Annotated in this window: 20 protein-coding genes, 1 tRNA gene and 2 pseudogenes; 11 read left to right on the top strand and 12 right to left on the bottom strand. The window is 43.1% G+C overall.

Features of this window, described 5'->3' with window-relative positions; translation table 11 throughout:
• Nucleotides 1-31: 31 nt before the first annotated feature.
• From gvpA to MiAbW_RS00940, 6 genes and pseudogenes are all read right to left on the bottom strand, one after another.
• On the bottom strand, nucleotides 32-247 hold the full coding sequence (gene gvpA, locus MiAbW_RS00970; protein WP_002735503.1) for a gas vesicle structural protein GvpA: 216 nt from the start codon (nucleotides 245-247) through the stop codon (nucleotides 32-34).
• 1,046 nt (nucleotides 248-1,293) lie between these two features.
• Nucleotides 1,294-1,563, bottom strand: a complete 270-nt coding sequence (locus tag MiAbW_RS00965) for a hypothetical protein (protein WP_151694538.1) — start codon at nucleotides 1,561-1,563, stop codon at nucleotides 1,294-1,296.
• A gap of 436 nt (nucleotides 1,564-1,999) precedes the next feature.
• Nucleotides 2,000-2,074, bottom strand: a pseudogene (locus tag MiAbW_RS00955) (RNA-guided endonuclease InsQ/TnpB family protein); the annotation flags it as partial.
• 67 nt (nucleotides 2,075-2,141) lie between these two features.
• Nucleotides 2,142-3,039, bottom strand: a pseudogene (locus tag MiAbW_RS00950) (tRNA (5-methylaminomethyl-2-thiouridine)(34)-methyltransferase MnmD).
• Nucleotides 2,999-3,793 (bottom strand): alpha/beta fold hydrolase, encoded by a 795-nt coding sequence (locus MiAbW_RS00945; protein ID WP_151694536.1) that lies wholly within the window; start codon nucleotides 3,791-3,793, stop codon nucleotides 2,999-3,001. The pseudogene MiAbW_RS00950 and the gene MiAbW_RS00945 overlap by 41 nt, the downstream one beginning before the upstream one ends.
• 190 nt (nucleotides 3,794-3,983) lie before the next feature.
• Nucleotides 3,984-4,583: a superoxide dismutase gene (locus MiAbW_RS00940; RefSeq protein ID WP_002765257.1), complete on the bottom strand. Its 600-nt coding sequence runs from the start codon at nucleotides 4,581-4,583 to the stop codon at nucleotides 3,984-3,986.
• Between the two features lie 435 nt (nucleotides 4,584-5,018).
• Between MiAbW_RS00940 and psbH the strand changes: the two genes are divergently transcribed.
• From psbH to glgB, 3 genes are all read left to right on the top strand, one after another.
• A complete protein-coding gene (gene psbH, locus MiAbW_RS00935) occupies nucleotides 5,019-5,213 on the top strand; it encodes a photosystem II reaction center phosphoprotein PsbH (protein ID WP_002736544.1) in 195 nt (64 codons plus the stop codon).
• A 104-nt stretch (nucleotides 5,214-5,317) separates the two neighbouring features.
• Nucleotides 5,318-5,566, top strand: coding sequence for a TatA/E family twin arginine-targeting protein translocase (locus MiAbW_RS00930; protein ID WP_151694535.1), 249 nt, complete (start codon nucleotides 5,318-5,320; stop codon nucleotides 5,564-5,566).
• A gap of 432 nt (nucleotides 5,567-5,998) precedes the next feature.
• Nucleotides 5,999-8,278 carry a 1,4-alpha-glucan branching enzyme gene (glgB, locus tag MiAbW_RS00925; RefSeq protein ID WP_151694534.1) on the top strand — a complete coding sequence of 760 codons (2,280 nt, stop codon included), beginning with the start codon at nucleotides 5,999-6,001 and terminating at the stop codon, nucleotides 8,276-8,278.
• Nucleotides 8,279-8,460: 182 nt separating this feature from the next.
• Here the strand turns inward: glgB and MiAbW_RS00920 are convergent, their stop codons facing one another.
• Both MiAbW_RS00920 and MiAbW_RS00915 read right to left on the bottom strand, forming a co-directional pair.
• Nucleotides 8,461-8,730, bottom strand: coding sequence for a hypothetical protein (locus MiAbW_RS00920; protein WP_151694533.1), 270 nt, complete (start codon nucleotides 8,728-8,730; stop codon nucleotides 8,461-8,463).
• A gap of 197 nt (nucleotides 8,731-8,927) precedes the next feature.
• Entirely contained in the window at nucleotides 8,928-9,329 is a 402-nt protein-coding gene (locus tag MiAbW_RS00915) for a fasciclin domain-containing protein (protein WP_151694532.1), read from the bottom strand.
• 667 nt (nucleotides 9,330-9,996) lie between these two features.
• Here MiAbW_RS00915 and MiAbW_RS00905 point away from each other — a divergent pair.
• The 4 genes from MiAbW_RS00905 (at nucleotide 9,997) to MiAbW_RS00890 (ending at nucleotide 15,887) form a co-directional block, all read left to right on the top strand.
• Nucleotides 9,997-10,953: a ribonuclease Z gene (locus MiAbW_RS00905; RefSeq protein ID WP_151694530.1), complete on the top strand. Its 957-nt coding sequence runs from the start codon at nucleotides 9,997-9,999 to the stop codon at nucleotides 10,951-10,953.
• A 2-nt stretch (nucleotides 10,954-10,955) separates the two neighbouring features.
• The gene (locus MiAbW_RS00900; RefSeq protein WP_151694529.1) at nucleotides 10,956-14,192 is read left to right on the top strand and encodes a tubulin-like doman-containing protein; all 3,237 of its coding nucleotides are present in this window, start codon (nucleotides 10,956-10,958) and stop codon (nucleotides 14,190-14,192) included.
• A gap of 211 nt (nucleotides 14,193-14,403) precedes the next feature.
• Nucleotides 14,404-15,330, top strand: a complete 927-nt coding sequence (argF, locus tag MiAbW_RS00895; RefSeq protein WP_151694528.1) for an ornithine carbamoyltransferase — start codon at nucleotides 14,404-14,406, stop codon at nucleotides 15,328-15,330.
• 131 nt (nucleotides 15,331-15,461) lie between these two features.
• On the top strand, nucleotides 15,462-15,887 hold the full coding sequence (locus MiAbW_RS00890) for a hypothetical protein (protein WP_151694527.1): 426 nt from the start codon (nucleotides 15,462-15,464) through the stop codon (nucleotides 15,885-15,887).
• 50 nt (nucleotides 15,888-15,937) lie between these two features.
• Here MiAbW_RS00890 and malQ read toward each other — a convergent pair whose 3' ends face one another.
• From malQ to MiAbW_RS00875, 3 genes are all read right to left on the bottom strand, one after another.
• Entirely contained in the window at nucleotides 15,938-17,440 is a 1,503-nt protein-coding gene (malQ, locus tag MiAbW_RS00885) for a 4-alpha-glucanotransferase (RefSeq protein WP_151694526.1), read from the bottom strand.
• 155 nt (nucleotides 17,441-17,595) lie between these two features.
• Nucleotides 17,596-17,666, bottom strand: a tRNA-Gly gene (locus MiAbW_RS00880).
• A 73-nt stretch (nucleotides 17,667-17,739) separates the two neighbouring features.
• Nucleotides 17,740-18,477 carry an HAD family hydrolase gene (locus MiAbW_RS00875; RefSeq protein ID WP_151694525.1) on the bottom strand — a complete coding sequence of 246 codons (738 nt, stop codon included), beginning with the start codon at nucleotides 18,475-18,477 and terminating at the stop codon, nucleotides 17,740-17,742.
• Between the two features lie 353 nt (nucleotides 18,478-18,830).
• Here MiAbW_RS00875 and MiAbW_RS00870 point away from each other — a divergent pair, with 353 nt between their 5' ends.
• Both MiAbW_RS00870 and MiAbW_RS00865 read left to right on the top strand, forming a co-directional pair.
• On the top strand, nucleotides 18,831-19,043 hold the full coding sequence (locus MiAbW_RS00870; RefSeq protein WP_151694524.1) for a YciI family protein: 213 nt from the start codon (nucleotides 18,831-18,833) through the stop codon (nucleotides 19,041-19,043).
• Between the two features lie 21 nt (nucleotides 19,044-19,064).
• Nucleotides 19,065-20,618 (top strand): bifunctional pantoate--beta-alanine ligase/(d)CMP kinase, encoded by a 1,554-nt coding sequence (locus MiAbW_RS00865; RefSeq protein ID WP_151694523.1) that lies wholly within the window; start codon nucleotides 19,065-19,067, stop codon nucleotides 20,616-20,618.
• 216 nt (nucleotides 20,619-20,834) lie between these two features.
• On the opposite strand, the gene MiAbW_RS00860 is transcribed toward MiAbW_RS00865, so the two are convergent.
• On the bottom strand, nucleotides 20,835-21,275 hold the full coding sequence (locus MiAbW_RS00860) for a hypothetical protein (RefSeq protein WP_151694522.1): 441 nt from the start codon (nucleotides 21,273-21,275) through the stop codon (nucleotides 20,835-20,837).
• Nucleotides 21,276-21,534: 259 nt separating this feature from the next.
• On the opposite strand from MiAbW_RS00860, the gene MiAbW_RS00855 reads away from it, so the two are divergent.
• On the top strand, nucleotides 21,535-22,035 hold the full coding sequence (locus MiAbW_RS00855; RefSeq protein ID WP_151694521.1) for a type II toxin-antitoxin system VapC family toxin: 501 nt from the start codon (nucleotides 21,535-21,537) through the stop codon (nucleotides 22,033-22,035).
• A gap of 10 nt (nucleotides 22,036-22,045) precedes the next feature.
• Nucleotides 22,046-23,869 (top strand): phosphodiester glycosidase family protein, encoded by a 1,824-nt coding sequence (locus tag MiAbW_RS00850; protein ID WP_151694520.1) that lies wholly within the window; start codon nucleotides 22,046-22,048, stop codon nucleotides 23,867-23,869.
• Nucleotides 23,870-23,878 lie beyond the last annotated feature (9 nt).

Here is a 23,878-nt window from a genome sequence, read left to right as displayed (position 1 = left end):
GTTTTGTCGGTGTCAAATGTAAGATGAATCCTTAAGCAGGAACCGCTGCAGACTGAGTCAGACCAACGGCTTCAGCATATTTGAGGTAGGTTTCAACCGAAGCGATGACTACACGAGCTTCAATCGCTAATAATTCGATTCCCACCAGAGATACGCGAGCCCAGGCATCAATAACGATACCTTTGTCGAGGATACGATCAATAACTTCAGCCAAGCTAGAGGAAGAGTTAGTTTTTTCAACTGCCATGGTAGATAGACCTTTTTTTTGTTGTATAAAGTGTACATTGCCTAATTCATGAATGATTCAGAAATCCATTGTTTTCTGCCTTCATCACTTCGGCACTTTCAAGAGTAACACCCTTGTTTTGTCGTTGTCAATAGCTAATCTCGATTTTTTTAGTTAAGAAATGTACGAGCTTTTGGTTAAGAAATGCTATCAATTCTCAGTTTTGTGATTAAGAAATGTAGTCGATTCTCAGAAAAGGATCGCACCTATGCGTTCCTGATCAAGCGATCGCTGGCTCTAGCCAATATCTTACACAGAACGAATCAACTAATATTAAAAGCCTTGCTTTGCAAGGCTTTCATCTGCTTAAGGCACAAATGTCTTGAAATTTCAGCTTTAACGATCGCTCGCTATCTTAACCTCAGTTCGGGATAAGCTAAAACCCTGATGCTACCCTAGCCTGAAACTCCTATTCTTTCGTGGAAGCTATGGCAAAATTACCTTAAACCGAACTGGCGTTATCTTAGGTGTTATTTGTAAGGCTGAGGGGTGGACAGACTTGACAATCTAGCCATCACAATGCGAAAATGTATGATGGAAGATTCTTGCTTCATAGGAACCTGCTTTTTGAGACGAGTCCCAACGAGTCTTAATATTCTCTTCACAAGCTTAAACTTTTGACTGGCCATCAGTATTGGTTGACAGGATTCTTATTGCTTCTGCTCTTAAATTCTTGGCCGCATTCGTGATAAGTCTTGCGTTTTGGACTTATCCATCGTTAGATCATTTTTCAAAAGTAAGTAGTCGTGCAAAATAAATTTCCTAGTGAAGAAAGGCAAAAGGCAAGAGGCAAGAAGCAAGGGGGGTTAGATATGTGTAATTAATTTTGCTTAGGTACTTAATGACAGACTCAGTTGATCACCTGAAAGCGCAATCCCTCTCGAAGAAAGGAATTGCACTCTCAGATGTTAGTCACGACTATTGAAAAAATTGGCATTAGCTATTTTTTCCTGGAATCTAGCCACTATTTTCAGAGATTGCCGTGGTGCGGATTCGTTGACATCCCTTTAGGTGGATTGACTGGCGAGAAATTGTTGTTGATAGTCTAAAAACTGGCCATGCCATTCCGCAAAACGCCGCTCCCCATCTTTGACTAAAAGTTGGCGGTAGGTTTCCGAGGAAATCCAGGGCTTTATTGGACGTTGTTGGGCTGAACGAGATTGGTATTCAGCCGTTGATTGACGGCAGTAGTTGTGATAATTTTGGTGCCATTCGCGATAGCGCCGTTCTCCATCCCGCACGAGGGCTTGGCGATAGGCTTCTGAAGATAGGCTCATGGTGTTACTCCTTTTCAAATCCCTTGATGGCTTGGCTAAGATTATAACACAATGGGTGAACTACCCGGCACTGACCTCTCGTCAAGGTTTCTTTGCTATCTCAACTGCTGGATTTTGTCCCGCTTTGCGTTGCTACCCTTTTCTGCTATCGGTGATTTGATCGTGAATTTTGGCTACTTTTATTCTCGCTTTTTCTCGATTTTTTGGCTCTTCGGTTTGTCTTATGCAACGGACAGGGTTATAAGGGATGAAACCCCTATAGAAACAGACATTACTGCGATTTTTGTCAATTGTTTGCGATCTGGAGCGGACTAATCAATTAAATCTTTTGCCAGATCAGGATTTAGTCGATTTATGCCTCCATATAGAATTATACCAAGTAACGAAGAACCCTAATTCCTAAGTTAATTCCGATGGCTTTATCTATTGCGGGTCAGGGTTTAATAGTGGGATCATCAAATCTTATTGAGATATGCCAACGTCCAGAAGGATGTAATCTGACTGTTACTGTTAATTCTGGCGATTTTTGCTATTACAAGCACAAAAGCCCGAATTATCAGGCATTTAACTACTTATTCTCATTCCGAGATTTCGATCGAACTCACCAAATCTTTGCCAACGTTTTTTCCAGTGGCTAGTCGGTTCTAAGTCACAGAGAGCCTGTTCGCTGCGACGACGTTGTATAATCACTTCGGCTGGGTCGGTTAAAGTCGGGTCTCGATAGGGAATAGCGGCCTTAGTTTGCAAGTGTTCCCGTTCTTGTGCCGATAGAGATGGGGGTAAGGACAAAAAACTGGCTATTGTCCCTGGCGATCGCCGTCCGACGCTATCGGTGGCCCCAATCTGCAATCCTGCTAATTGTAAAGCTCTTCGCACCGAGGCAGCACAGGAATAGGTGACTAAATAACCCGTCGGACTCAGACATTTTGCCACTAAAGCTAAAAACTCCACCGTCCACAGTTGCGGACATTTCCCCGGGGAAAAGGGATCGAGAAAAATTGCCTCCGCTTGAAAACCCGCCTCAATCACCTGGGTTATCGTCTGTCGCGCATCCCCGATTAACAGTTTAGCCGTGAGATTAGGCAAGTCTAGCTGGTGATTATGGGCAAAATCATTTAAATATTCGGGAATTGGTTGACTCCAACTATTTAAGAGATTTTCTCTAATAGCTGCTAGGGGAACCATTTGATCGCTTTCTAAAGCTAATAATTCTACCCGACAATCCCCCCTAACTCGCCAAATGGCCGCCAAGGCTGCAGCGGCATTGTACCCTAAGCCGTAACAAATGTCAAGAACTTTCAGATTATTGCTCTGGTCTACTTTTGCTGCCAGACGACTAGAGATGATAAATTTTTTCTCGGCCTCTTCCCTTGCCCCGGAGGTAGAATGATAACATTCGCCGAATTCGGTCGAAAAAAAGGTATAAGAACCATCCTCAGTGACTTTTTGCGGGTAAGCTTCGGGGGAGACAAGCATGGTGATGGAGAATGTCTTTAAGGTGAATATCGGTTTCCAGCAGGCAAGCATGACCACTATTGGGCAGAATCGTTAATTTTGCAGCGGGTAACTGCTGAATTAGGCGTTTAGCCTCCGCTACCGATGGTAACAGCCGGTCTCCTTGACTGGCTATCACTAACACCCCCAATTGCAGACTTTTTAATTCCTTGGCACTAATCTGAAACCGTTGTAACTGGGATAAACGCCAGCTAATCGTCTTCGGTGGGACGTATTGCATGGCTTTGAGGAGAGAGAGGCAATCTTCCCGGGATATTCGACCGAGAGCGGCGAGAAAGGGTAAAATAGTTAGGGCCGAGCTGCCGTGGATGAAATCGGGCATTATCTGGGTGATACCGATTCCCAAGCTTAAAAGAGGTCTTTGATTAAAAGAAGAAGCAGGGTTAATTAAAATCAGTTTTTTAATTAATTTTGGTGATTTTGTCGCTATTTTCAAGGCTAAACAGCCGCCAAAAGACTCACCGCAGAGATAGACTTTTCTCGGTTGTCGCTTTAATTCCTGTGCCAATAAAGCAATCACGCAATCGCTTAACTCCTCCCAGTCACCGAGATATTGCGGGGAAATCGCCAAACAACGCAGATCGAAGTAAGGGGCAAGGTTTTTAATCTGACGATGGTACAGTTGGCCGCTGCCATCCATTCCGGGTAAAAATACAAACAGGGGATAATCGGGACGGGGATGACGGGGAATAATCCAACTGACAGGTTGTTCCATTGTGCAACAAGCGCGATCGATGTTAAAAAAGTTTTTTCTGGTTATCTATTTTAAGGATAATTAACATTAGAGAGATTTGCCAATTTTAATAGTAAGACTAACCCCCAACCTATGGATGGTTCCTCTCCACTCCCCAACCCATGATAACTGATAGCTGATAACTGATAACTGGATTAACTGAGCCAAATTTTTAGGCCGCCGCTAAATTAGCAGCCACGAAATCCCAATTAACCAACTTGGTTAAAAAGTCGCTGATGTAATCGGGACGACGATTTTGGTAGTCGAGATAATAAGCGTGTTCCCACACATCCATAGTTAAGAGGGGAACCTGTCCGGCGGTTAAAGGATTGTCAGCGTTGCCGGTTTTGGTAACTTTGAGAGTACCGTTATCGAGAACCAACCAAGCCCAACCGCTACCGAATTGAGTTGCGCCCGCAGTTTTGAAAGCTTCGACAAATTTCTCGAAACTGCCGAAATCTGCGTTAATTTTAGCAGCTAAAGCACCGGTAGGCGCACCGCCACCACCCGGTTTCATGCAGTCCCAATAAAAACTATGATTCCATGCTTGGGCGGCATTGTTGAAAACCCCGGCTTTAGAAGCATCACCGGCAACCTTAACGATAACTTCTTCTAAAGAGAGAGCATCGAGTTCCGTATCTTTGACCAAACCGTTATAGTTGTTGACATAAGCGGCGTGGTGCTTGTCGTGGTGGAATTCTAGGGTACTTTTGGTGATGCAAGGCTCTAAGGCAGTGTAATCGTAGGGTAAAGGGGGAAGTGTGTAAGCCATCTGTTGTTCTTTATATCCTCTCTTGAGAGCTTGTTTAAGTTAGTGTTGATAAAACTTTACATCCCCGATCATAGCACCGAAGGAGACGTGATCAGTAATCAGCTTTTTTCTCCCTTCTGCCCCCTCCCTTCTCCTCCATCACCCCAACCCCTCACTGATAACTGATTACTGAAAAATCACCTCAGCCTCTATTGACCGTCTCCCAAATCCTGAGAAGATGACCAAACAATGTTAAAATAATTCCCGTACTGTAGGCGCTTGCAGATTCTTGTGGGCGTGGCAGGGCAGGCGAAAAAACGATTCCGTTAGGAATTAGACCAAAAAAGTTCCACTGGCAACAGCAGTAGATTTTATCTCACTGGGTTGACTGGTTGGCACTTTGTCAAATTACGGATCAATACAAAATTATCATTTACAGATCTTTCTTGGTAACTTATGGCACAGCGTACACGCTTAGGTGAAATCCTTCGTCCCCTCAATTCGGAATATGGTAAAGTTTCTCCCGGTTGGGGAACTACCTTGCTGATGGGAGTGTTTATGGCTCTGTTTTTAGTCTTTTTGCTGATTATTTTACAGATCTACAACTCCTCCCTAATTTTAGAAGGATTTAATGTGGATTGGGGTCAGTAAGCAGATTAAAAGAATCTTGTCGGCATTTTTGGCGGCAGAATTATCCCTCGGACTTTAGCAGGTGGGTTATTGCCCACCGCAAGTTTTTTATTAGGAGCAGAAAAATGAATATTTTTGGGATTGGATTACCGGAAATGGGGTTAATTCTCTTGATTGCCCTGCTAGTTTTCGGACCGAAGAAGTTACCAGAAATCGGTCGCAGTTTAGGCAAAACGATTCGAGGATTTCAAGAAGCATCAAAGGAATTTGAAAGTGAATTTAAGCGAGAAGCCCAGCAGATTGAAGACTCGGTAAAAATCAAAGCTCAATTAGAGGAAAGTCAATCTACTAGGGATCAAACTCGTTCCAGTTAAGAACTGTGTAGAGATGTAGTTTAGGTCAAATTCGAGGGTATTCCGCTAGATTAACATCGAGAATGACCAAATCGAGATTAAATTGGCAGTTTTACCATCGGCCACCATTTCTAAGCTAAGACGCATTTAAACCGCTTATTCTTAGATTAGCCGAACCTACCCCAATCCCTTTACTGTTGCCTTTTGCCTCTTGCCTCGTCTCAACAAGCAATTTAAATTACGAACGGCTTACTTGTTAGTTTTTTTGACTGAGAAAGCGGTAAATCAGGCGGAGTGTAAAATCGTCTTTAACGACGAAAATTTTGGCAGCAGTCACAGCCATAGTTGAATGAGTAGGCAGAATATATCATTAGTTTGAGAATTCCCAGACGGCAGGGAAAAAATGACTATTTCCTTGCTATAAGTATTGTAGATGTCAAGAATGGTAAATGAATGTCTATAGTGGTATCCCCCGAACAAGTCCATCAAATCGTCAACAACCTCCATCACGATCCCTTTGAGGTTTTGGGGGCCCATCCCCTAGAAGAACAAGGAAAAGTAAATAAATGGGTTGTTAGAGCTTATTTACCGAAAACCACGGCCGCTTGGGTTATTTTACCGTCCCAAAGACAAGAATATCCCATGACGACCGCTTATCACCCCCATTTTTTCGAGTGCGTTATCGATATCAGTGAACTGAACAATTATCAATTACGCATCCAAGAGGGAGAACAGGAACGGGTCATCTATGATTCCTATGCCTTCCGTTCTGCCAAACTCAGCGATTTTGATTTACATCTGTTTGGGGAGGGTAACCATCACCGCATTTATGAAAAATTAGGGGCGCATTTAGCCGAAATCGAGGGTATTAAAGGGGTTTATTTCGCCGTTTGGGCCCCTAATGCCCGCAACGTCTCGATTATTGGTGATTTTAACAGCTGGGATGGTCGTGATCACCAAATGCGGAAACGTAATAATATGGTCTGGGAATTGTTTATCCCGGAAATCGGTGTTGGCACTAAATATAAATACGAGATCAAAAATTGGGAAGGTCATATTTACGAAAAATCCGATCCCTACGGTTTTGCCCAAGAAGTACGCCCGAAAACCGCCTCGATCGTGGCCAATTTAGATAGCTATACTTGGGATGATAGCGATTGGATGGAAAAACGTCGCCATAACGATCCTTTAACTCAACCGGTTTCCGTTTACGAATTACACCTCGGTTCTTGGCTGCACGCTTCTAGTGCCGAACCCCCCCGTTTACTTGCTGGGGAAGGGGAAGCGGTTCCCGTGTCGGAATGGAACACTGGGGCGCGCTTTTTGAGTTACTACGAGTTGGCCGAAAAACTGATTCCCTACGTTAAAGAATTAGGTTACACCCATATCGAATTATTACCGATCGCCGAGCATCCTTTTGATGGTTCTTGGGGTTATCAAGTGACGGGTTATTTTGCCCCCACCAGTCGCTACGGCAATCCTGAAGATTTCATGTATTTTATCGATCAATGTCACCAAAATGGCCTTGGTGTGCTAGTGGATTGGGTACCCGGTCACTTTCCCAAAGATGGCCACGGGTTAGCCTTCTTTGATGGTACTCATCTTTATGAACACGGCGACCCGCGCAAAGGGGAACACAAGGAATGGGGAACCTTAATTTTTAACTACGGTCGCAACGAAGTCAGAAATTTCCTGGTGGCTAATGCCCTATTTTGGTTCGATAAGTACCATATTGACGGTATTCGCGTCGATGCGGTGGCTTCTATGCTCTATCTCGATTATTGTCGTAAAGATGGGGAATGGGTGGCCAACGAGTACGGTGGCCGGGAAAATTTAGAGGCCGCCGAATTCCTCCGTCAAGTCAATCATGTAATTTTTAGCTATTTCCCCGGAATTCTCTCTATTGCCGAAGAATCCACCGCTTGGCCGATGGTGTCCTGGCCCACCTATATGGGCGGTTTAGGCTTTAATTTGAAGTGGAATATGGGCTGGATGCACGATATGCTCGATTATTTCGGCATGGATCCCTGGTTCCGTCAATTCCATCAAAATAATGTCACTTTTAGTATGTGGTATAACCACAGCGAGAATTATATGCTGGCTTTGTCCCACGATGAAGTGGTTCACGGCAAAAGTAATATGATTGGCAAAATGCCGGGGGATGAGTGGCAAAAATTTGCCAATGTCCGGGCCTTATTTAGTTATATGTTTACCCACCCCGGCAAGAAAACCATGTTTATGAGCATGGAATTTGGTCAGTGGAGTGAGTGGAATGTTTGGGGTGATTTGGAGTGGGGTCTTTTGCAGTACGAACCCCATCAACAGCTAAAACGCTTTTTCTCGGATTTGAACGCCACCTATAAGAGTGAACCTGCTTTATATACCCAGGATTTTGGTCAGGATGGCTTTGAGTGGATCGACTGTAGTGATAATAGTCATAGCGTCGTTTCTTTCCTGCGCTGGAGCAAAAATTGGCAGGAGTTTCTGGTGGTGGTCTGTAATTTTACTCCCCAACCCCACAGCCATTATCGCGTTGGCGTACCCCATCCCGGTTTTTATCAGGAAATCTTTAACAGCGATGCGGGTAAATATGGCGGTAGTAATATGGGCAACCTTGGCGGTAAATGGTCGGAGGAATGGTCCTATCATAGCCGTCCCTACTCGATCGATCTCTGTTTACCACCTTTAGGGGTTTTAGTTCTCAAAATCGATCCTCATGCTTCTGGGGAATAGGGGAATAGGGGAGCAGGGAGATGGAAGTAGGGAAGTGGGGGAATGGGGGAATTCAACTCAAACCCTAACACCCTAAAACCCCCCGCAACGCGCACGCAGTGACCACCCCAAACCCTAACAAAAAATTTAGAGGCCATCTTGCGGAAAGTGGCCTCTTTTTTGGCTGAATTTTGCGGAAACTATTAAGTTGTTAGATTAGCGAGCAATGTTTGCGCCCATTCTTGAGCGAGTTCTTCCACGTTACCATTACTATCGAGATGGCTAAGAATATATTTTTGTCGTTGGTGAGCTAATTCAGCGAGACTACCGATATGAACAAAACTTTTTGGCAAACGATCATTCTCAAAGGAATATTGACCGACGTGGTGGGCTTCGATATGCTGACGATCAATCCAGAATCCCCATCCTTGCGGTGCGGTATTCAGTTCCGAGAGAAATTCTAAGGTCTTCATTGGCGTACTCCTTAGCGGGAATTATCTTATTTATCCCTTTATAACCGGCATTCTAAGGCGAAAATTAATCAGGGGGAGAAACTGGTTAACCATGAACCCATCATCGAACCCATAAACAAGCAAAAGTGTCTGTATATTTAGTTACTAAATAAGACAGATTTGCCTTGGAGGCGGTCTGGGGAAAAGCCAGTCAAAAACTAACCCATCAGGATCACCCTATCGATGACGTGGATCACACCATTATCTGCCTCGATATTACCCGCGACCACCGTGGCATTTTTCACCTCAAAACCTTCGCTACAATCGACGGGAATCGGTGAACCCTCTAGAGAAGTCACTACAGCCAATTTTGCCAAATCTTCCCGCATATATTTGCCCGCAACGACGTGATAGGTGAGAATTCGGGTTAATTGGGGGATATTCTGCACTAGGGTTGTAATCGTCCCGGGTGGCAATTTGGCAAAAGCTTCATCGGTGGGGGCAAAAACCGTGAAGGGGCCAGGACTTTTCAGGGCATCCACAAGATTAGCCGCTTGTACCGCCGTTACTAGAGTTTGAAAATTATCGGCACTGACCGCAATATCGACAATATCTGCCATAAACTTGACTCGATCCCTTAAAAAAAATTATCTATTTCAGATTTTAAACTCAATCTTGTCCCAAAGATCGTCCTAGGGATGGGGTGTGGGGAAGTGGGGAAGTGGGGAGAATAAATAAAAATAATCTCCTGTCTCCTGTCTCCTGTCTCCTGTCTCCTAACTCAATTTTGGACAAATATAAGGAAAAACTATTTATTGACTCCACAAGCTTGAGAATATTTAAATTAACATTCCGCAATATTTATAAATCCTTAAGAATTAATTGAGAAAGATTTTTATTTAACAACGATGTTATCATGGTTACAGCGATTTTGCTGAATTTCATAATGGGTCATTTTGTGCTTTTTTAGGTAGCAATGGTTGAAACCCTTGCCACACCTACAAGGTGATCCTAATTAAGACAGGTAAATTAGTCAATTTCACGCACAACGACGATCTTTTTTTTGTGTAGTTTTATTGCAAAAAAAAAGTTTTTTTGACAAAAAGCACAAAGTATGATATGTGCGGCAACCTATTTCTGGCTGCGAGTAATTATTGCCGAGTTAGGTCAAAATCAGGGGATTTGCTGTTTCCAAGTCGAGAAATACAGAAAAGCAGCAATTCGATCGAGAAATCGATAAAAACAGCCTAGACTAGAAAGAGAATCATCTATCCTGACAGCTATCCCGTGGAGATTACTTTTTTAGGAACCAGTTCCGGGGTTCCCACTCGTTCCCGTAATGTCTCTAGTATCGCCCTTCGTTTGCCGCAACGGGCGGAAATATGGCTGTTTGACTGTGGAGAAGGAACTCAACACCAGTTACTGCGTAGCGACCTGAAAAGTTCCCAAATCCGACGCATTTTTATCACCCACATGCACGGCGATCATATCTTTGGTTTAATGGGATTGTTAGCCAGTATCGGATTAGCCGGTTCTGCTCAGGATATTGATATCTACGGACCACCCGGACTAGGGGACTATCTGCGTGCTTGTGCTAAGTATTCCTATACTAATTTCGCCAATCGGGTGCGTGTCCATGCCGTTTCCCCTGGCATACTCTACGAAGATGAAGAATTTACCGTCTCCTGTCAGCTATTAAAACATCGTATTCCCGCCCACGGTTATCGCATCGCCGAAAAAGACCGTCCTGGACGTTTTGATGTGGAAAAAGCCAACGCTTTAGGTATTCCCCCCGGACCAATTTACGGCAAGCTGAAAAAAGGGGAAACTGTCACCCTCCCCGATGGCAGAAAAATTCGCGGTCAGTCCCTCTGCGGGGAAACGGAAATCGGCCGTAAAATTGCCTACTGTACCGATACTATTTTCTGTGAAGGCTCGATCGAATTGGCACAGAATGCAGATGTGCTAATTCATGAGGCGACTTTTGCACACCAAGATGCCGGGTTAGCCTTTGAAAGTGTTCACTCCACTTCAACGATGGCAGCCCAAGTGGCCTTGGCATCCCGGGTAAAATTGTTATTAATGACCCATTTTAGTCCCCGTTATCTACCGGGTAATTCTCTGGATATTTCCAATCTGTTAGAGGAAGCGCGGGCGATTTTTCCTAACACTAAATTAGCCTACGATTTCCTCACCTACGAAGTCCCCCGCAACCGTCAAGAAATGGTCTTAGGAGTTAAGTAATTATGCCAGCAGCAGTAGAAGAAAAAAGCATGGTTCCCACGGTTTTAGTGGGTATTGGTGGCACGGGTAACGAGATTTTATCGCGATTGCGTCGTTTAATCGAGGAAAGTTATGGCAGTTTGAGTAATTTTCCGATTGTCAGTTTTTTGGTGGTTGACACGGATAAGGATTATAAAATCAGTAATCCTGAAGCTGCCGGCAGTGCTTTTAAAGATAACGAAAAACACTGGGCCAGAGTGAGTGGAAAACAGGTACAGGAGATGGTATCTGACATGGATAGATATCCCTGGATTAATAGTTGGTTTCCCCCGGAATTAGAGAGAAATATTACTTCCCTAGAAGCGGGGGCGGGACAAATTCGCGCCTGCGGTCGTTTTGCTTTATTTTGTAATTATCATGAGATCCAAAAAAAATTTCTAGACGCGGTGAGACGGGTAAAGGGACAAGAAAACTTTATGCTTGATCGCTATGGAATTAAAGTTAATAATACTGCTATTAATGTCTTTACTACGGGGTCTTTAAACGGTGGTACGGGTAGCGGAATGTTAATCGATCTAGGCTACTGTATTCGTAATTGGTTACGAGGGGAAAGTAGTCCTTTGAGTACGGCAATTGTTCCCACTCCTGAAGCATTTGCGGGGATTAGTGTCGGCGATCGAGTTTTGGCTAATGGTTACGCTGCTCTGATGGAATTAAATTACTTTTCTGACTACAGAACCGAATATCATCAACAGTTTAGCAGCGGTTTAGTCGATGAAGTGGTTAGTAAATTACCCCCCTTTGATTTTACCTATTTAGTGGGGACAAAAAACGGCGAAGGTGATTTTAAACTCGGTCAAATTCGGGAAATGATCGCTCAAAATATCTTCCTAGATATGACCTCTGATTTTGCACCCCATAAGCGTTCTATTAGAGATAATATTAAGGGTTCTTGGGCGCAAGCTGACCCCGGTGGGCGCGGTTATCCTAAGCAATTTATGAGTTTTGGACTATCAACTATTGAAATTCCCATTGCCCAAATTCGTGCCTCCTTATCGGAACGTTTAGCTAAAGATTTAATTAATTGGTGGCTGAACGATTCCGTGATTTTACCCGCTAAAATGTTGGAGTTAGTAAGAGGTGATATCCTCAAAAAAATGCGCTTGAGCGAAGGGGAATTAATTATGGATTTATGTGCCGACAAGGATCGCTCTTTAATTGCCATAATCTCCCAATGGATTAACGAAACTCGTCAGGAAATCAACCAAGATAATTGGCTATCCTGTACCAAACAGGGTGTTAATATTTTAGGCAATGAACAGGGGAAAATTCTGCAATTTATTAATGATTATTTAACGCCAAGAGTCGAGGAATTTAAACGCAATCATTTACTAGAATTGAGTCCCGATGAACGGCTGCACGGTGATTACCTGAAAAAGATTTATAATAACCGGGATGAAATTATTCAACGGGGTAAAAACTCCATAGAAATGGAGTTTTATAATATCCTTGAGGATCGGAACCGTGGGGTCAAATTTGCCGAGAGTTTTATTATTTTAGTACGACAAATCTTCACCGACATAGCAGAAAAATTCCGTCGCGATCAAGAACAGGTTTGGAGTCAAAATGAAAGTAAACGTCAACGAGAATACGATACAGCCTTAGCAGAAATTAATGATCTGAAAGATAAAATTCATATCTCGAAAAAAGATAAGATGGAACAATATTGTGAACAAGCTTTAACGGGATTGGAAGGCTGTTTAATGGCCAATATTCAACGAAAAACCAGAGGTGCAGGAGTAGAGGTTATTAATCGTTTACTGGAACATCTTAATCAATTAGAAAGCCGTTTTAATCGCTTTCGTCAGAAATTAATTCAAAGTCGCGATCTATTTAATCTGCAAGCTAATCAACAGATTGATAGTGCCGATGCTTTGTTAATTAATGGGATTAAATTATTTGACAGACAAGAATTAAATGGTCTTTATCAAGACTTTATCGAACAATTTGCTTCGGGGATTGCTGGTAACAAAAACGCCTATGATACGGGTATGGATAACCTTTGTTTACCCATCTCAGAAGAGATTTTAAAGCAATCTAGTCCCCTCTGGAAAGAAACGCGCCGCGCCGATGAAAATATGCGTTTATTTGACATCACCGAGATTGCCGATATTCGTCAAGGAGATTTTCAAAAAGTTATCCTAAACCAAGCTAATCAACTACTACAAAATGCTCCCGCTAGTAGTCGCATTCAGCAGGAATTAGCCGCTTGCGTTCGCTTGTTAAAAATCTATAACAATGATGCCGAGATTATCAATAATCTTCGCATTGCCTACCAAAAATCGCGACCCCTAATTATGCTCAATCCTGCGGTTTTGCGGGGAAAAGATGCGGGTTTTACACCCCAATTAAATCAAAATGTTGCCCTGATTGGGGGAAGAAATACCAGTAACCCGGCAGCCCAAAAAATTATTCCGAAACTGCGGGAATTTATTGCCAACGAAGACGATATTAAACCCTTGGGAGACGTGGAAAAATATCGTCTTGTCTTCGTGCAGGAAATTGGCGGTTTTTCCCTACGCTGTCTCGAGGGAATGAGAGATTTACGGCAATCCTATCAGGACTGGAAAGGAGAATTTATTCTCGCTAAACGCGCCCAACAAATGGGGGAAAATCGCGATTTACCCATCCCCGTACATATCCAAAAGGAACCTCCTTTCTGGGATGTTTTTCCCGAAGATCCGAGTATTTATCAATTGGTGGTGACAGCCCGAGCTTTAAAAGTGCTTTTTCCAGAAGTCAATCGAGTCACTAATGAGAAAACAATTCGCTATGAAATTAAAACCGCAACGGGATTAAAAAAAGTAGATATCGCCACCAGTTGGGAAGATGCGGTACAGGTGTTAGAAGTAAAAGCTTGTCGCGAAGATAAGGAAAAAATTCAAAGTCAGGTGACAGCTAAGTTACAGGCTGCAGCCACTCCGGAGAAAAAACAAGCTTTGTATCGGACTTTCATTGAATATTTACAACAACGTTCCGAGGAGTTAACAGGAGGAAAAGATAATACAGAATATAAACGGGAAGATGCAATTATTTTGCAGTTAATCTATAACTATAAGTTGGATAGCGGTGGAGAAATTCCTCTTGCTGCGGTGACGGAAGTGCCTAACCCAGCTTTAATTATCTGCGGTAATTGTGGACATAAAAACCCGCCTTCGTCTAATTTTTGTTCTAAGTGTGGGGCAAAATTAGTTAAGTAGAAATTAGGCAATTTCTTGTTTTTAGTACTGGGTTGACAGAAAAAGTGGGTGTGTTAGCTGGACTAACATCCCCCACAATCAAAAATTTTCGGGAAAAATTGCCTAATAGCGAAAAAACTGGATTATAATAAGGTCTTTACTCAAGATTTTTGCAGCCTCGCCAACTGCCATAAAGCCCAATCAAAACCCCTGTTTATCGAGAGAAAAACCAATGGTAGCCACTTTAAAAGGACGAGATGTTTTAAGAATAACCGACATGAGTAGCGAAGAAATCAGCGCCCTACTCAATCTATCGGCACAGCTTAAAGCTGGTAATCTTAACCCTAGCTGCAAAAAAGTCTTAGGATTGCTATTTTATAAAGCTTCCACCCGGACGCGGGTTTCCTTTACCGTCGCTATGTACCAGTTAGGGGGACAGGTAATCGATCTTAATCCCAGTGTAACCCAAGTGGGGCGGGGGGAACCCTTAGCAGATACAGCCAGGGTACTCGATCGCTATCTCGATATTCTCGCAGTTCGCACCTTTAAACAAGAGGATTTAGAAGCTTTTGCTAATTACTCGCGCATCCCGATTATCAACGCTTTAACAGATTTAGAACATCCCTGTCAGATATTAGCCGATTTACAGACTATCCAAGAGACTTTTCAGACTTTACGGGGAATTAACCTCACCTATGTGGGGGATGGTAATAATGTCGCTAATTCTCTCCTCTTAGGTGGCGCTTTGATGGGGTTAAATGTGCGGGTTGCTTCCCCCGCAAACTATCAACCGGATGGGGAAATTGTCGCCAGCGCCCAAGCTATTGGCGAGAAAACCGGTAGTAAAATCTTAATTACCGACGATCCCGTTACCGCAGCAAAAGACTCTCAGGTGGTCTATACTGATGTCTGGGCAAGTATGGGACAGGAAAGCCTCGCTGATGCCCGAATTCCCATTTTTCAGCCCTACCAAGTCAATGAACAGCTAATGAGTCACGCTGACAAAGACGCGATTATTCTCCATTGTTTACCTGCTCACCGGGGGGAAGAAATTACCGACGGGGCGATCGAGGGTGTACAATCAAAAGTCTGGGAGCAAGCGGAAAATCGGATGCACGCCCAAAAAGCTTTAATGGTGAGTTTATTGGGATTAGTCTAGCTCCCGATGGTCAGTTACTAAAATAATTATTAAACTCGATCATCAATCATCCTAAGACCTGTCCGACACCAGAAGTTAACGCTAGGATTGATGGTAAGAGCAATAATCAGGGCAGCCTCCACACAAACTATATGTCAGACACCTCCGCCGTTAAAAAATATCTCGCCCATTGGTTTCAATTGGGAAAAAAAGTTGTTTGTCCCAAAAACCAAGCTATGCTATTTCCGCTGCCTATTTTCAATGGCGATCGCTATTCGTCGGAGTTTGAAGATTGTTGGCAAAAAATGCTCGATCCTGAAAGTGGCGATTGTTATCTAGAAGGTACTCAACAAACTATCCAAGACTTACTTTCCCCTCAATGGGAATTTCATCCCTGCGCTCGTTGTACTATACCTGTACCAATTGAGGTACTGGGCCAATCGGGTTTATCCTGTCCCTGCCATGATTTGAGTAATTGGCCTAATTTAGAATTACCCTTACCCCATTTACCCGTCAATAGTCGAGAAAATCTCGATCGCATCCGGCAAAGATTGCTAAAAAATTCTCACCCACATTAACCGGACAAAAAGAGACGTTAGGAGTAACGTCTCGAAAAAAGGATTGATATCTAACGATTTCTGCCAAAAAAATTGACTAAATCTCGCAATCTCTCCCTATATTCTCCGGTTAAAGCTTCCTGACGATAGCGCCATGACCAATTGCCTTCTGCGACACTGGGGGTATTCATCCGCGCATCCGATCCTAAACCTAACACATCCTGTAACGGTACGATCGCCTGATTAGCCACGGAACTATAGGCAAGTCGAATCAGATCCCAAGCCACTCCCTGACCACTGGGAGCGCCAAGATATTGATATAGTCGCGCTTTTTCGTAGTCATTGGCGTTATCCTGAAACCAGCCCACAGTGGTGTTATTATCGTGAGTGCCGGTATAAATCACACAGTTGCGTTCGACATTAAAAGGAAGATAGGGATTACCCGCATCACCCCCAAAAGCAAAGTGGAGAATCTTCATACCAGGGAAGGCAAAGTGATCGCGAAAATCTAGGACTGCTTGGTCAATATCGCCCAAATCTTCGGCAATAATCGGCAATTTACCCAAACGAGCGCCAATAGTATTAAAGAGATCATAGCCCGGGGCCTTGAGCCAACGACCATTAATAGCGTTTTCCTGGCCAAAAGCCACCGCCCAATAGGCCTCTAATCCGCGAAAATGATCGATACGGATGATATCGACTAGGGAAAGAACCGCTTTTAAACGGCGTACCCACCAGTCAAAGCCCGTATTTTTGAGATAATCCCAGTTATAAAGAGGATTTCCCCATAATTGCCCCGTTTCTGAGAAATAATCCGGGGGAACCCCCGCCACTTCCAAGGGATTACCGGTTTGGGGATCTAGTCGGAAAACCTGCGGATTTGCCCAAACATCGGCACTATTATGGGAGACATAAATGGGGATATCACCGATAATCTCGATACCGAGGGAGTTAGCATAGCGTTTTAGGGCTAACCACTGCTCAAAAAACTCAAATTGCAGGAATTTGTGCAGAAAAATCTCCTCTTGTAACTCCTGTTTCGGTGTTTCCAACGCACCCCAATGACGTTCGCGAATTTCTGTCGGCCATTCCATCCATGCTTTACCCTGGTAAGCGTGGGATAAAGCCATAAATAGGGCGTAATCCTCTAACCAATCGGCATTGCCAGCACAAAAGCCGGCAAACTGTTTGTAAAGAATTGTGTCAGAACCCTTGACAAAATTGCTCGCCGCCTTTCTAAGTAGGGGAATTTTCCAGGCGATCAATTTATCAAAATCCACTTGATCGAGGGGAAAATCGGGAATATCCTCGAAATCTGCGTCACTAAGCAGGTTTTTTTCCCGAAGAAGATCGAGACTAATCAGGAGATGATTGCCAGCAATGGCACTAAAACTCATGTAGGGAGAGTTACCGTACCCTGTCGGGCCTAAAGGGAGAATTTGCCAGAGTTTTTGACCACTTTGAGCCAAAAAATCGATAAATTGATAGGCTTCTCTACCTAGTTCTCCAATCCCGTAACGACCGGGATGACTGGTGGGATGAAGCAAAATACCGCTAGAACGGCTAAAAGCCATGAAAAAACCCCCTTATCAATGATTCGGTTAGCAGTTATTAAGTGTTTAAAGCTGAATGCTCACTGCTATCTCCAAGCTAACCCGATCTCGATCATTAAGGGCAATACTTAACAACTTTATTAGACCTATAGGACAAAATGAGACACGACAACTTAAGCGGGTGAGGGGAATCGAACCCCTATCATTAGCTTGGAAGGCTAGGGTTTTACCACTAAACTACACCCGCGTTTTCTTAGCATAACACGAATTGCCGATTTTTGCAAGTAGGGATTTTCAGCTTGTTAATCGCCTCTAGATGGTTATAAATTGCCTAAAAATCCCGATCGCTCCTTGATTTTCCCGATTTGGCTAAAAGTTTCCTCCACGCGATCGAGATCTAGTTGGGAGAAATTATCGATCGCCCAGTTGGACACTCTCTGCATAAAATGGAAGGGATAGGTATGAGCGATTCCCACTACCTGCATTCCCGCTCTTTTAGCCGCTTCGCAACCGACAAAAGTATCTTCAATCACCAGACATTCCCAGGGTTGCAACTGTAGATTAAAATTCCAACGATTGAATCTTTCTACGGCCAGTAAATAACCATCCGGTTGGGGTTTACTGGTGCTGATCTCATCACCGGTGACAATGACACTAAAGTAATCCCCAAGGTTCACCCGTTGCAAGATTGATTCCACTTCCGAGCGTATTGCTCCCGTCACCAAACCGATTTGTATATCCCTGGCCTGAACCCGTTTTAAAAAAGAGTATATCTCCTCGTAAATAGGAAGTTTCTCTAATTTTCCTAATCTTTCTCGGTATAAACTGGTTTTTTTGTGAATTAATTTAGTCAGATACTCCTCGGTCACTTGACGACCGCGACGGGTGAGAACATCGCGCAAACAGACGCGATCGCTTCTTCCCAGACATAACTCCGCAAATTCCGACCCTAGGGGCAGTAAATTTTCCCCGAGCAAGATTTCATTAATTAACTCTTGATGTATCGGTTCATCATTGATGATCACCCCATTAAAATCGAACAGAACAGCCTTTAACATCAATCTTAGACAGAAAAGCCAATAAATACTAAATATTCTTGATTATACTAAAGTTTTTCGTCGGAACAGGGTGTGGGGAAGCTAAGACCCATTTTCCCCCAATCCCCCCCGAAGTCGGGTAGGGTTGATTCATGAATCAACCCTAGGGGCAGGGGGTATCAAAGACAAAATCTATCTTCTATTTAATCAGAACCACTTAATTATCGGAACTAAAAAGGGCTTATATATATTTTGGCAAGGATTCCGATTATAATAAAAAGTATAGGTCAAATCGAGGAATTTTGTCAAGTCTTTTTTGCCATTAATCTATATAATTATCGGGCTGCTTACCAGTCATTGTCCTGAAAAAAATTATGCCCTGGTTTGTCAAACAAGCCTATGTGCAGCGGTTAACCGAGACAGGACAGGAGACAAAAACGAGTTATTGGGTAGAAAGAGGCGATGGGATGTTATTATTTAAAGCCGATTCCCTGGAAGCAGCCGAATCGATCATCGGGCAGCATCCCCTGATTAAAAATGGCTGTGTGGAGTATGAACTGCACGAATGGCGAATAGTAGTGGAATAGGCTATTAAAGGAGTGAACCCTGTGCAAATATTCACGACAATCCCCGGTTTACGCACTTTTTTGGCTGATTATCGCCATGATCGCAGTATTGCCCTCGTGCCAACCATGGGCGCTCTCCATAAAGGTCATGCTAGTCTAATTCGACGCGCAGTGACGGAAGCGGAGGTAACTGTGGTTAGTATTTTTGTTAATCCTCTACAATTTGGCCCCACAGAGGATTTTTCTCGCTATCCCCGCACCTTTGAAAGCGATCGCCAATTGTGTGAATACTTGGGAGTTGCTGCTATCTTTGCTCCGAGTGCGGAAACCCTGGGAATTGGTGATTATGAGGACATAACCGCAGTTTTTCCCCCGATTTCTCTGACTAGCGGGTTATGTGGTGCTTTTCGTCCGGGACATTTTCAGGGAGTAGCCACAATTGTCACCAGGTTATTTAATATAATTGCACCGACGATCGCCTATTTTGGCGAAAAGGATGCCCAACAGTTAGCGATTATCCGGCAATTAGTCAGGGATTTAAATTTAGCGATCGAGATTCGCGCTTGTGCTACAGTGCGAGAAACATCGGGATTAGCAGTTAGTTCTCGCAATCAGTATCTATCGGCCACAGAAAGGGAAAAAGCGACAATTATCCCCCAAAGTTTGCAATTAGCTCTCGAAAGTTTTCGTTTAGGGGAAAGACAAAGGGAAAAACTACTGGCTATTGTGCAAAAAAATCTCGACAGAGTGCCAGAATTTCGCCCTCAGTATCTGGATTTAGTCCATCCCCAGAGTTTACAACCGATCGAGCAGATCGAGACAGATGGCTTGTTAGCGATCGCTGGATCGGTCGGCCAAACCCGTTTAATTGATAATATAATCTTGCGTCAACGTCGGGCAGTTATCGCTATTGATGGGCCTGCTGGAGCGGGAAAATCGACGGTAACGCGCTTAGTAGCGGAAAAATTGGGGTTAACCTATCTCGATACCGGTGCGATGTATCGCGCGGTGACATGGTTAGTGGTGAATTCCGGTCTGGATTTGTCCGCAGAAGCGGCCATCGCCGAGTTATTATCTTTAGCGAAGATAGAAATAATCCCAGCCGATAGTCCCGAAAATGCGACTATAGTGAAGATTAATGGGCAGGATGTGACTTTAGAGATTCGCTCTCCCGCAATTACCGCGCAAGTGTCCAGAATTGCCGCTCAAAAAGCGGTGCGACAGCAGTTAGTCACCCTGCAAAGACAGATGGGAATGTCGGGGGGAATAGTTGTCGAAGGTCGGGATATTGGTACTAATGTTTTCCCAGAAGCGGAATTAAAGATTTTCTTGACAGCGACACCCGAAGAAAGAGCGAGAAGGAGATTAAAAGACTTAGAAGCGCAGGGAAATGGGGGGATTAGTCTCGCAGAATTAACCCAAGAGATTGAAAAAAGGGATTATTTGGATAGTAATCGCTCCCTAGCACCCCTGCGAAAAGCCGCAGACGCCATCGAAGTTAATACCGATCATCTCAGTATTACAGAAGTCACGGAAAAAATCATTGCTCTTTATCATCAAGGTTCAAGCACACTCATCTTTAGGTCAAAAGAATGATCAGTACCTAGACAGAATTAATTAGGGTTTGCTGAAAAAGTTTGTTGGTGGGGTTAGGATTGAGGAGATTGCTTTTATTTATTCTCCCCTTGAAGTTATTTAAGAAAGTATCCCTTTGATTGTATTAAGATTGATCGCTCTTTTATCAGCATTTACCTCGCTAAAACCTGTAAATGCGGCCGATTTTCCAGCGTTTCTCCGTCATCAGTATTTAGTTTAAAGTTGACGTTCCAGAATCGCTTCCATGGTACTGCTTAGGTAGTGACCATTGAGAATAGCACTGGTAAGATGGTAACTGTTGTTATTAATGCGATAAAAGGTTTCAAAACCACTGCGCCGGCTGTCTGCTAATACCCAATAACGTTGGATAATAGTATCAGCACCGATCCAACCTTCTCCTTCAATTTGTCCTAAAATACTTTGTTGTAGTACAAAAGTATATTCTCTTTTTCCTCTTCCCAAGCGACCGCGGTATTGAAAGGAAATGTCTTCTTTTTCCTCATCGGGAAAGATTAATTTACTGACTAAATTAAACCAATTATCTTGACTCCAAGCGATTAGTATGCGACCCTTGGTCGGTATGGGCATTTGATTTCGTTCTAACCAACTTCCCTCTAATTTCCATCGTCCTGGTTCTAATAAAAAAGTGTGCGCCAATGTGATAACCCTTTCGCTGCCGATACTGGTTTTTTATCTTTCCATAGTAGCATCAGTGGTCAGGAATCAGCATTCAGGTGCGTTATCAAAAAACGCTGACAATTGCCATAATTTGTTGTTGCCCTCGATGGTATAGCAGTTATCTTAATGATGAGGTACGAAATTTTCGTTTTGGCGAGTTGGTCGTCGCTATCAAATTAGGTTACACCTCGAAACGCTATAATTATATTGTTTCTGGGAAAATAGGAAAATAAAATCAATGGAAAAACCTCTAGTTTTTTTAGATACTGATGTTTTGGCTTCTTATCTACGAGGAGATCTAGCCAGTGTACATTTATTTGATCGAGAAATACTCGATCGCTTTCGTATTGCTATTAATGCGATCATTTTACAAGAGTTATTATTTTTAGCAGAAGTTCGGAATCAACCCGAAATAATCGATCGGATTCAAGAAAAGGTGACTATCTTGGATTTTGATTTAGTTAAACTTGATAAATATTGGCAAAATGCTAGATATATTCGCAATATTTTGGTAAACTCGAATGATGTTTTAATTTTAAGTAGTGCCGCTAATTGTGATTATTTAGTTACCTACGACCGACAACTTAAAAAAGCCTCTAGTTATCTAGATAACTCTAAACAGATGCTAGTAACACATGAAGAATTATTAGAAGTTATTGATCAAGAAAATATAGTCCCTTATAGCCTCTCTTGTCAAGGTTATAAATCGTCAAATTTTCCCTTAAGCAAGGTGATTTAGGGAGATAATTATGAAGTTAAATTTTCTGACTTTCTCATCGATCTGTTTAACGGTAACTTCCTTGATAATTCTTGGTAGTCCAGCTATATCTTTAGCCGATCATAGATCACCAATAACTTTAGCTTCTAGGGATTTATCAAACCAGCAACAGGGACGAACAATTATTCTTAATGGTCGTTCTTTGCCCGTGTCTTGGCGACAGTGGACAGCAGCAAATAGTACCAGAATCGCCATGAGTGACATGGGAGCAAGACAATTATTCGGCATGGATTTTCTTAGCACAAATGATCCGAAAAAGCAACCGATCAACTGGTTTAATTTAGAAACTTTATCAGCTAATTTGATTAATTTTGATCGCTGGCTAGACGTTACGGATATTTTACTAAAAATGGGGGCAACAACCACTATTAATGGCGATAGTTTAACTATTAACTTTGCTGCTTCCCAGATTCAAGATATTCAGTTAGAAAATTATGGGGCAGTACAACGGATTATTATTCAACTTGATCGCCCGACCTTTTGGCAAGTTAGTCAGGCAAAAAATCAAGCAGTTATTACCCTAGAAGGAAATGCCCAGCAATCGCTTATCTCTAGGTTTCAACCCAAAACTATTAGCAACAGTAACGAAAATAACGATGAAGATGATCTAGGCAACTCTAATAATAACTTACCCACTCAGATCACTTACTTAGAAAATAATGGGGTGATCAGTCGTTTAAAAATTAACCTTCCCACTGCCTACGGATTACAGATCAGCAGTGTGGATAATCCTCCCCGAATTATCATTGATTCTCGTCCCGATGCTATGGATGAAAAGCGCATTGTTTGGCAACCAGGATTAATCTGGAATCAAAAATATATCCAGTTAGATCAAGATTGGTTTCCCGTGACTTGGTTAGAAATCGATCCTAGAAATCCCCAGATAACTATTAAACCAATCACCGCTAATTCCACCTCAATGCGTGGTACTAATCCCCTGATCACGATTAATAGCGAAAGTAACGCAGTAGCGATGATTAATGGCGGCTTTTTTAATCGTAATAATCAGTTACCTTTGGGGGCAATTCGTGTGGATGGCAAATGGTTATCCGGACCAATTTTAAACCGAGGAGCGATCGCATGGGATAATCGTGGTAAAATCAGGATCGATCGCCTGAGTTTAGAGGAAACTCTCATTACTGCCACTGGACAACGTTTTCCCCTAACCCAGTTAAATAGTGCCTTTGTAGCAGCCGGCTGCAGTCGTTATACTCGCGATTGGGGAAGTAATTATCATCCCCTCACCGATCGCGAAACCGGGTTAGTCGTCCAAGGCGATCGCGTGACGGAGAAATTAAATAATCTTTTCCCACAGGATAGTATAGACATACCAGAAAATGGCTATTTAGTCATCTGCCGAAAGACAGATATTAATTTAAAGATTGGTGAGACAGTCAACCTCGATAGCGTCACCCTACCGGGGGATTTTGCTAATTATCCCCAGATTTTAGGTGCAGGTCCCCTATTATTGCAGAATGGACGCATAGTTTTAGATGGAAATGCCGAAAAATTTAGTCCGGCATTCCAAAATCAACAGGCTTCCCGCAGTGCGATCGCAGTTAGCCAAGAAGGAAAAATTCTGCTAGTTGCTATCCATAATCGTGTCGGGGGAAGGGGGGCAACTTTAGGCGAATTAGCCCGAATTTTGCTGTTAATGGCGGCAAAGGACGGTTTAAACCTAGATGGGGGTAGTTCGACTGGGATAGCCTTGGCGGGTTATCTGCTCGATCGCTCTGCCGTTACCGCAGCAAAAGTCCATAATGGAATAGGGATATTCTTATCCCCGTCTCCTTGAAAGGTGTGA

Origin of the sequence: Microcystis aeruginosa NIES-4325, assembly GCF_008974145.1 — a bacterium.
Classification (GTDB): Bacteria; Cyanobacteriota; Cyanobacteriia; order Cyanobacteriales; family Microcystaceae; genus Microcystis; species Microcystis aeruginosa_G.
The sequence above is the reverse complement of the archived record's forward strand: the minus strand, read 5'-3'. Positions and strand labels throughout refer to the sequence as shown.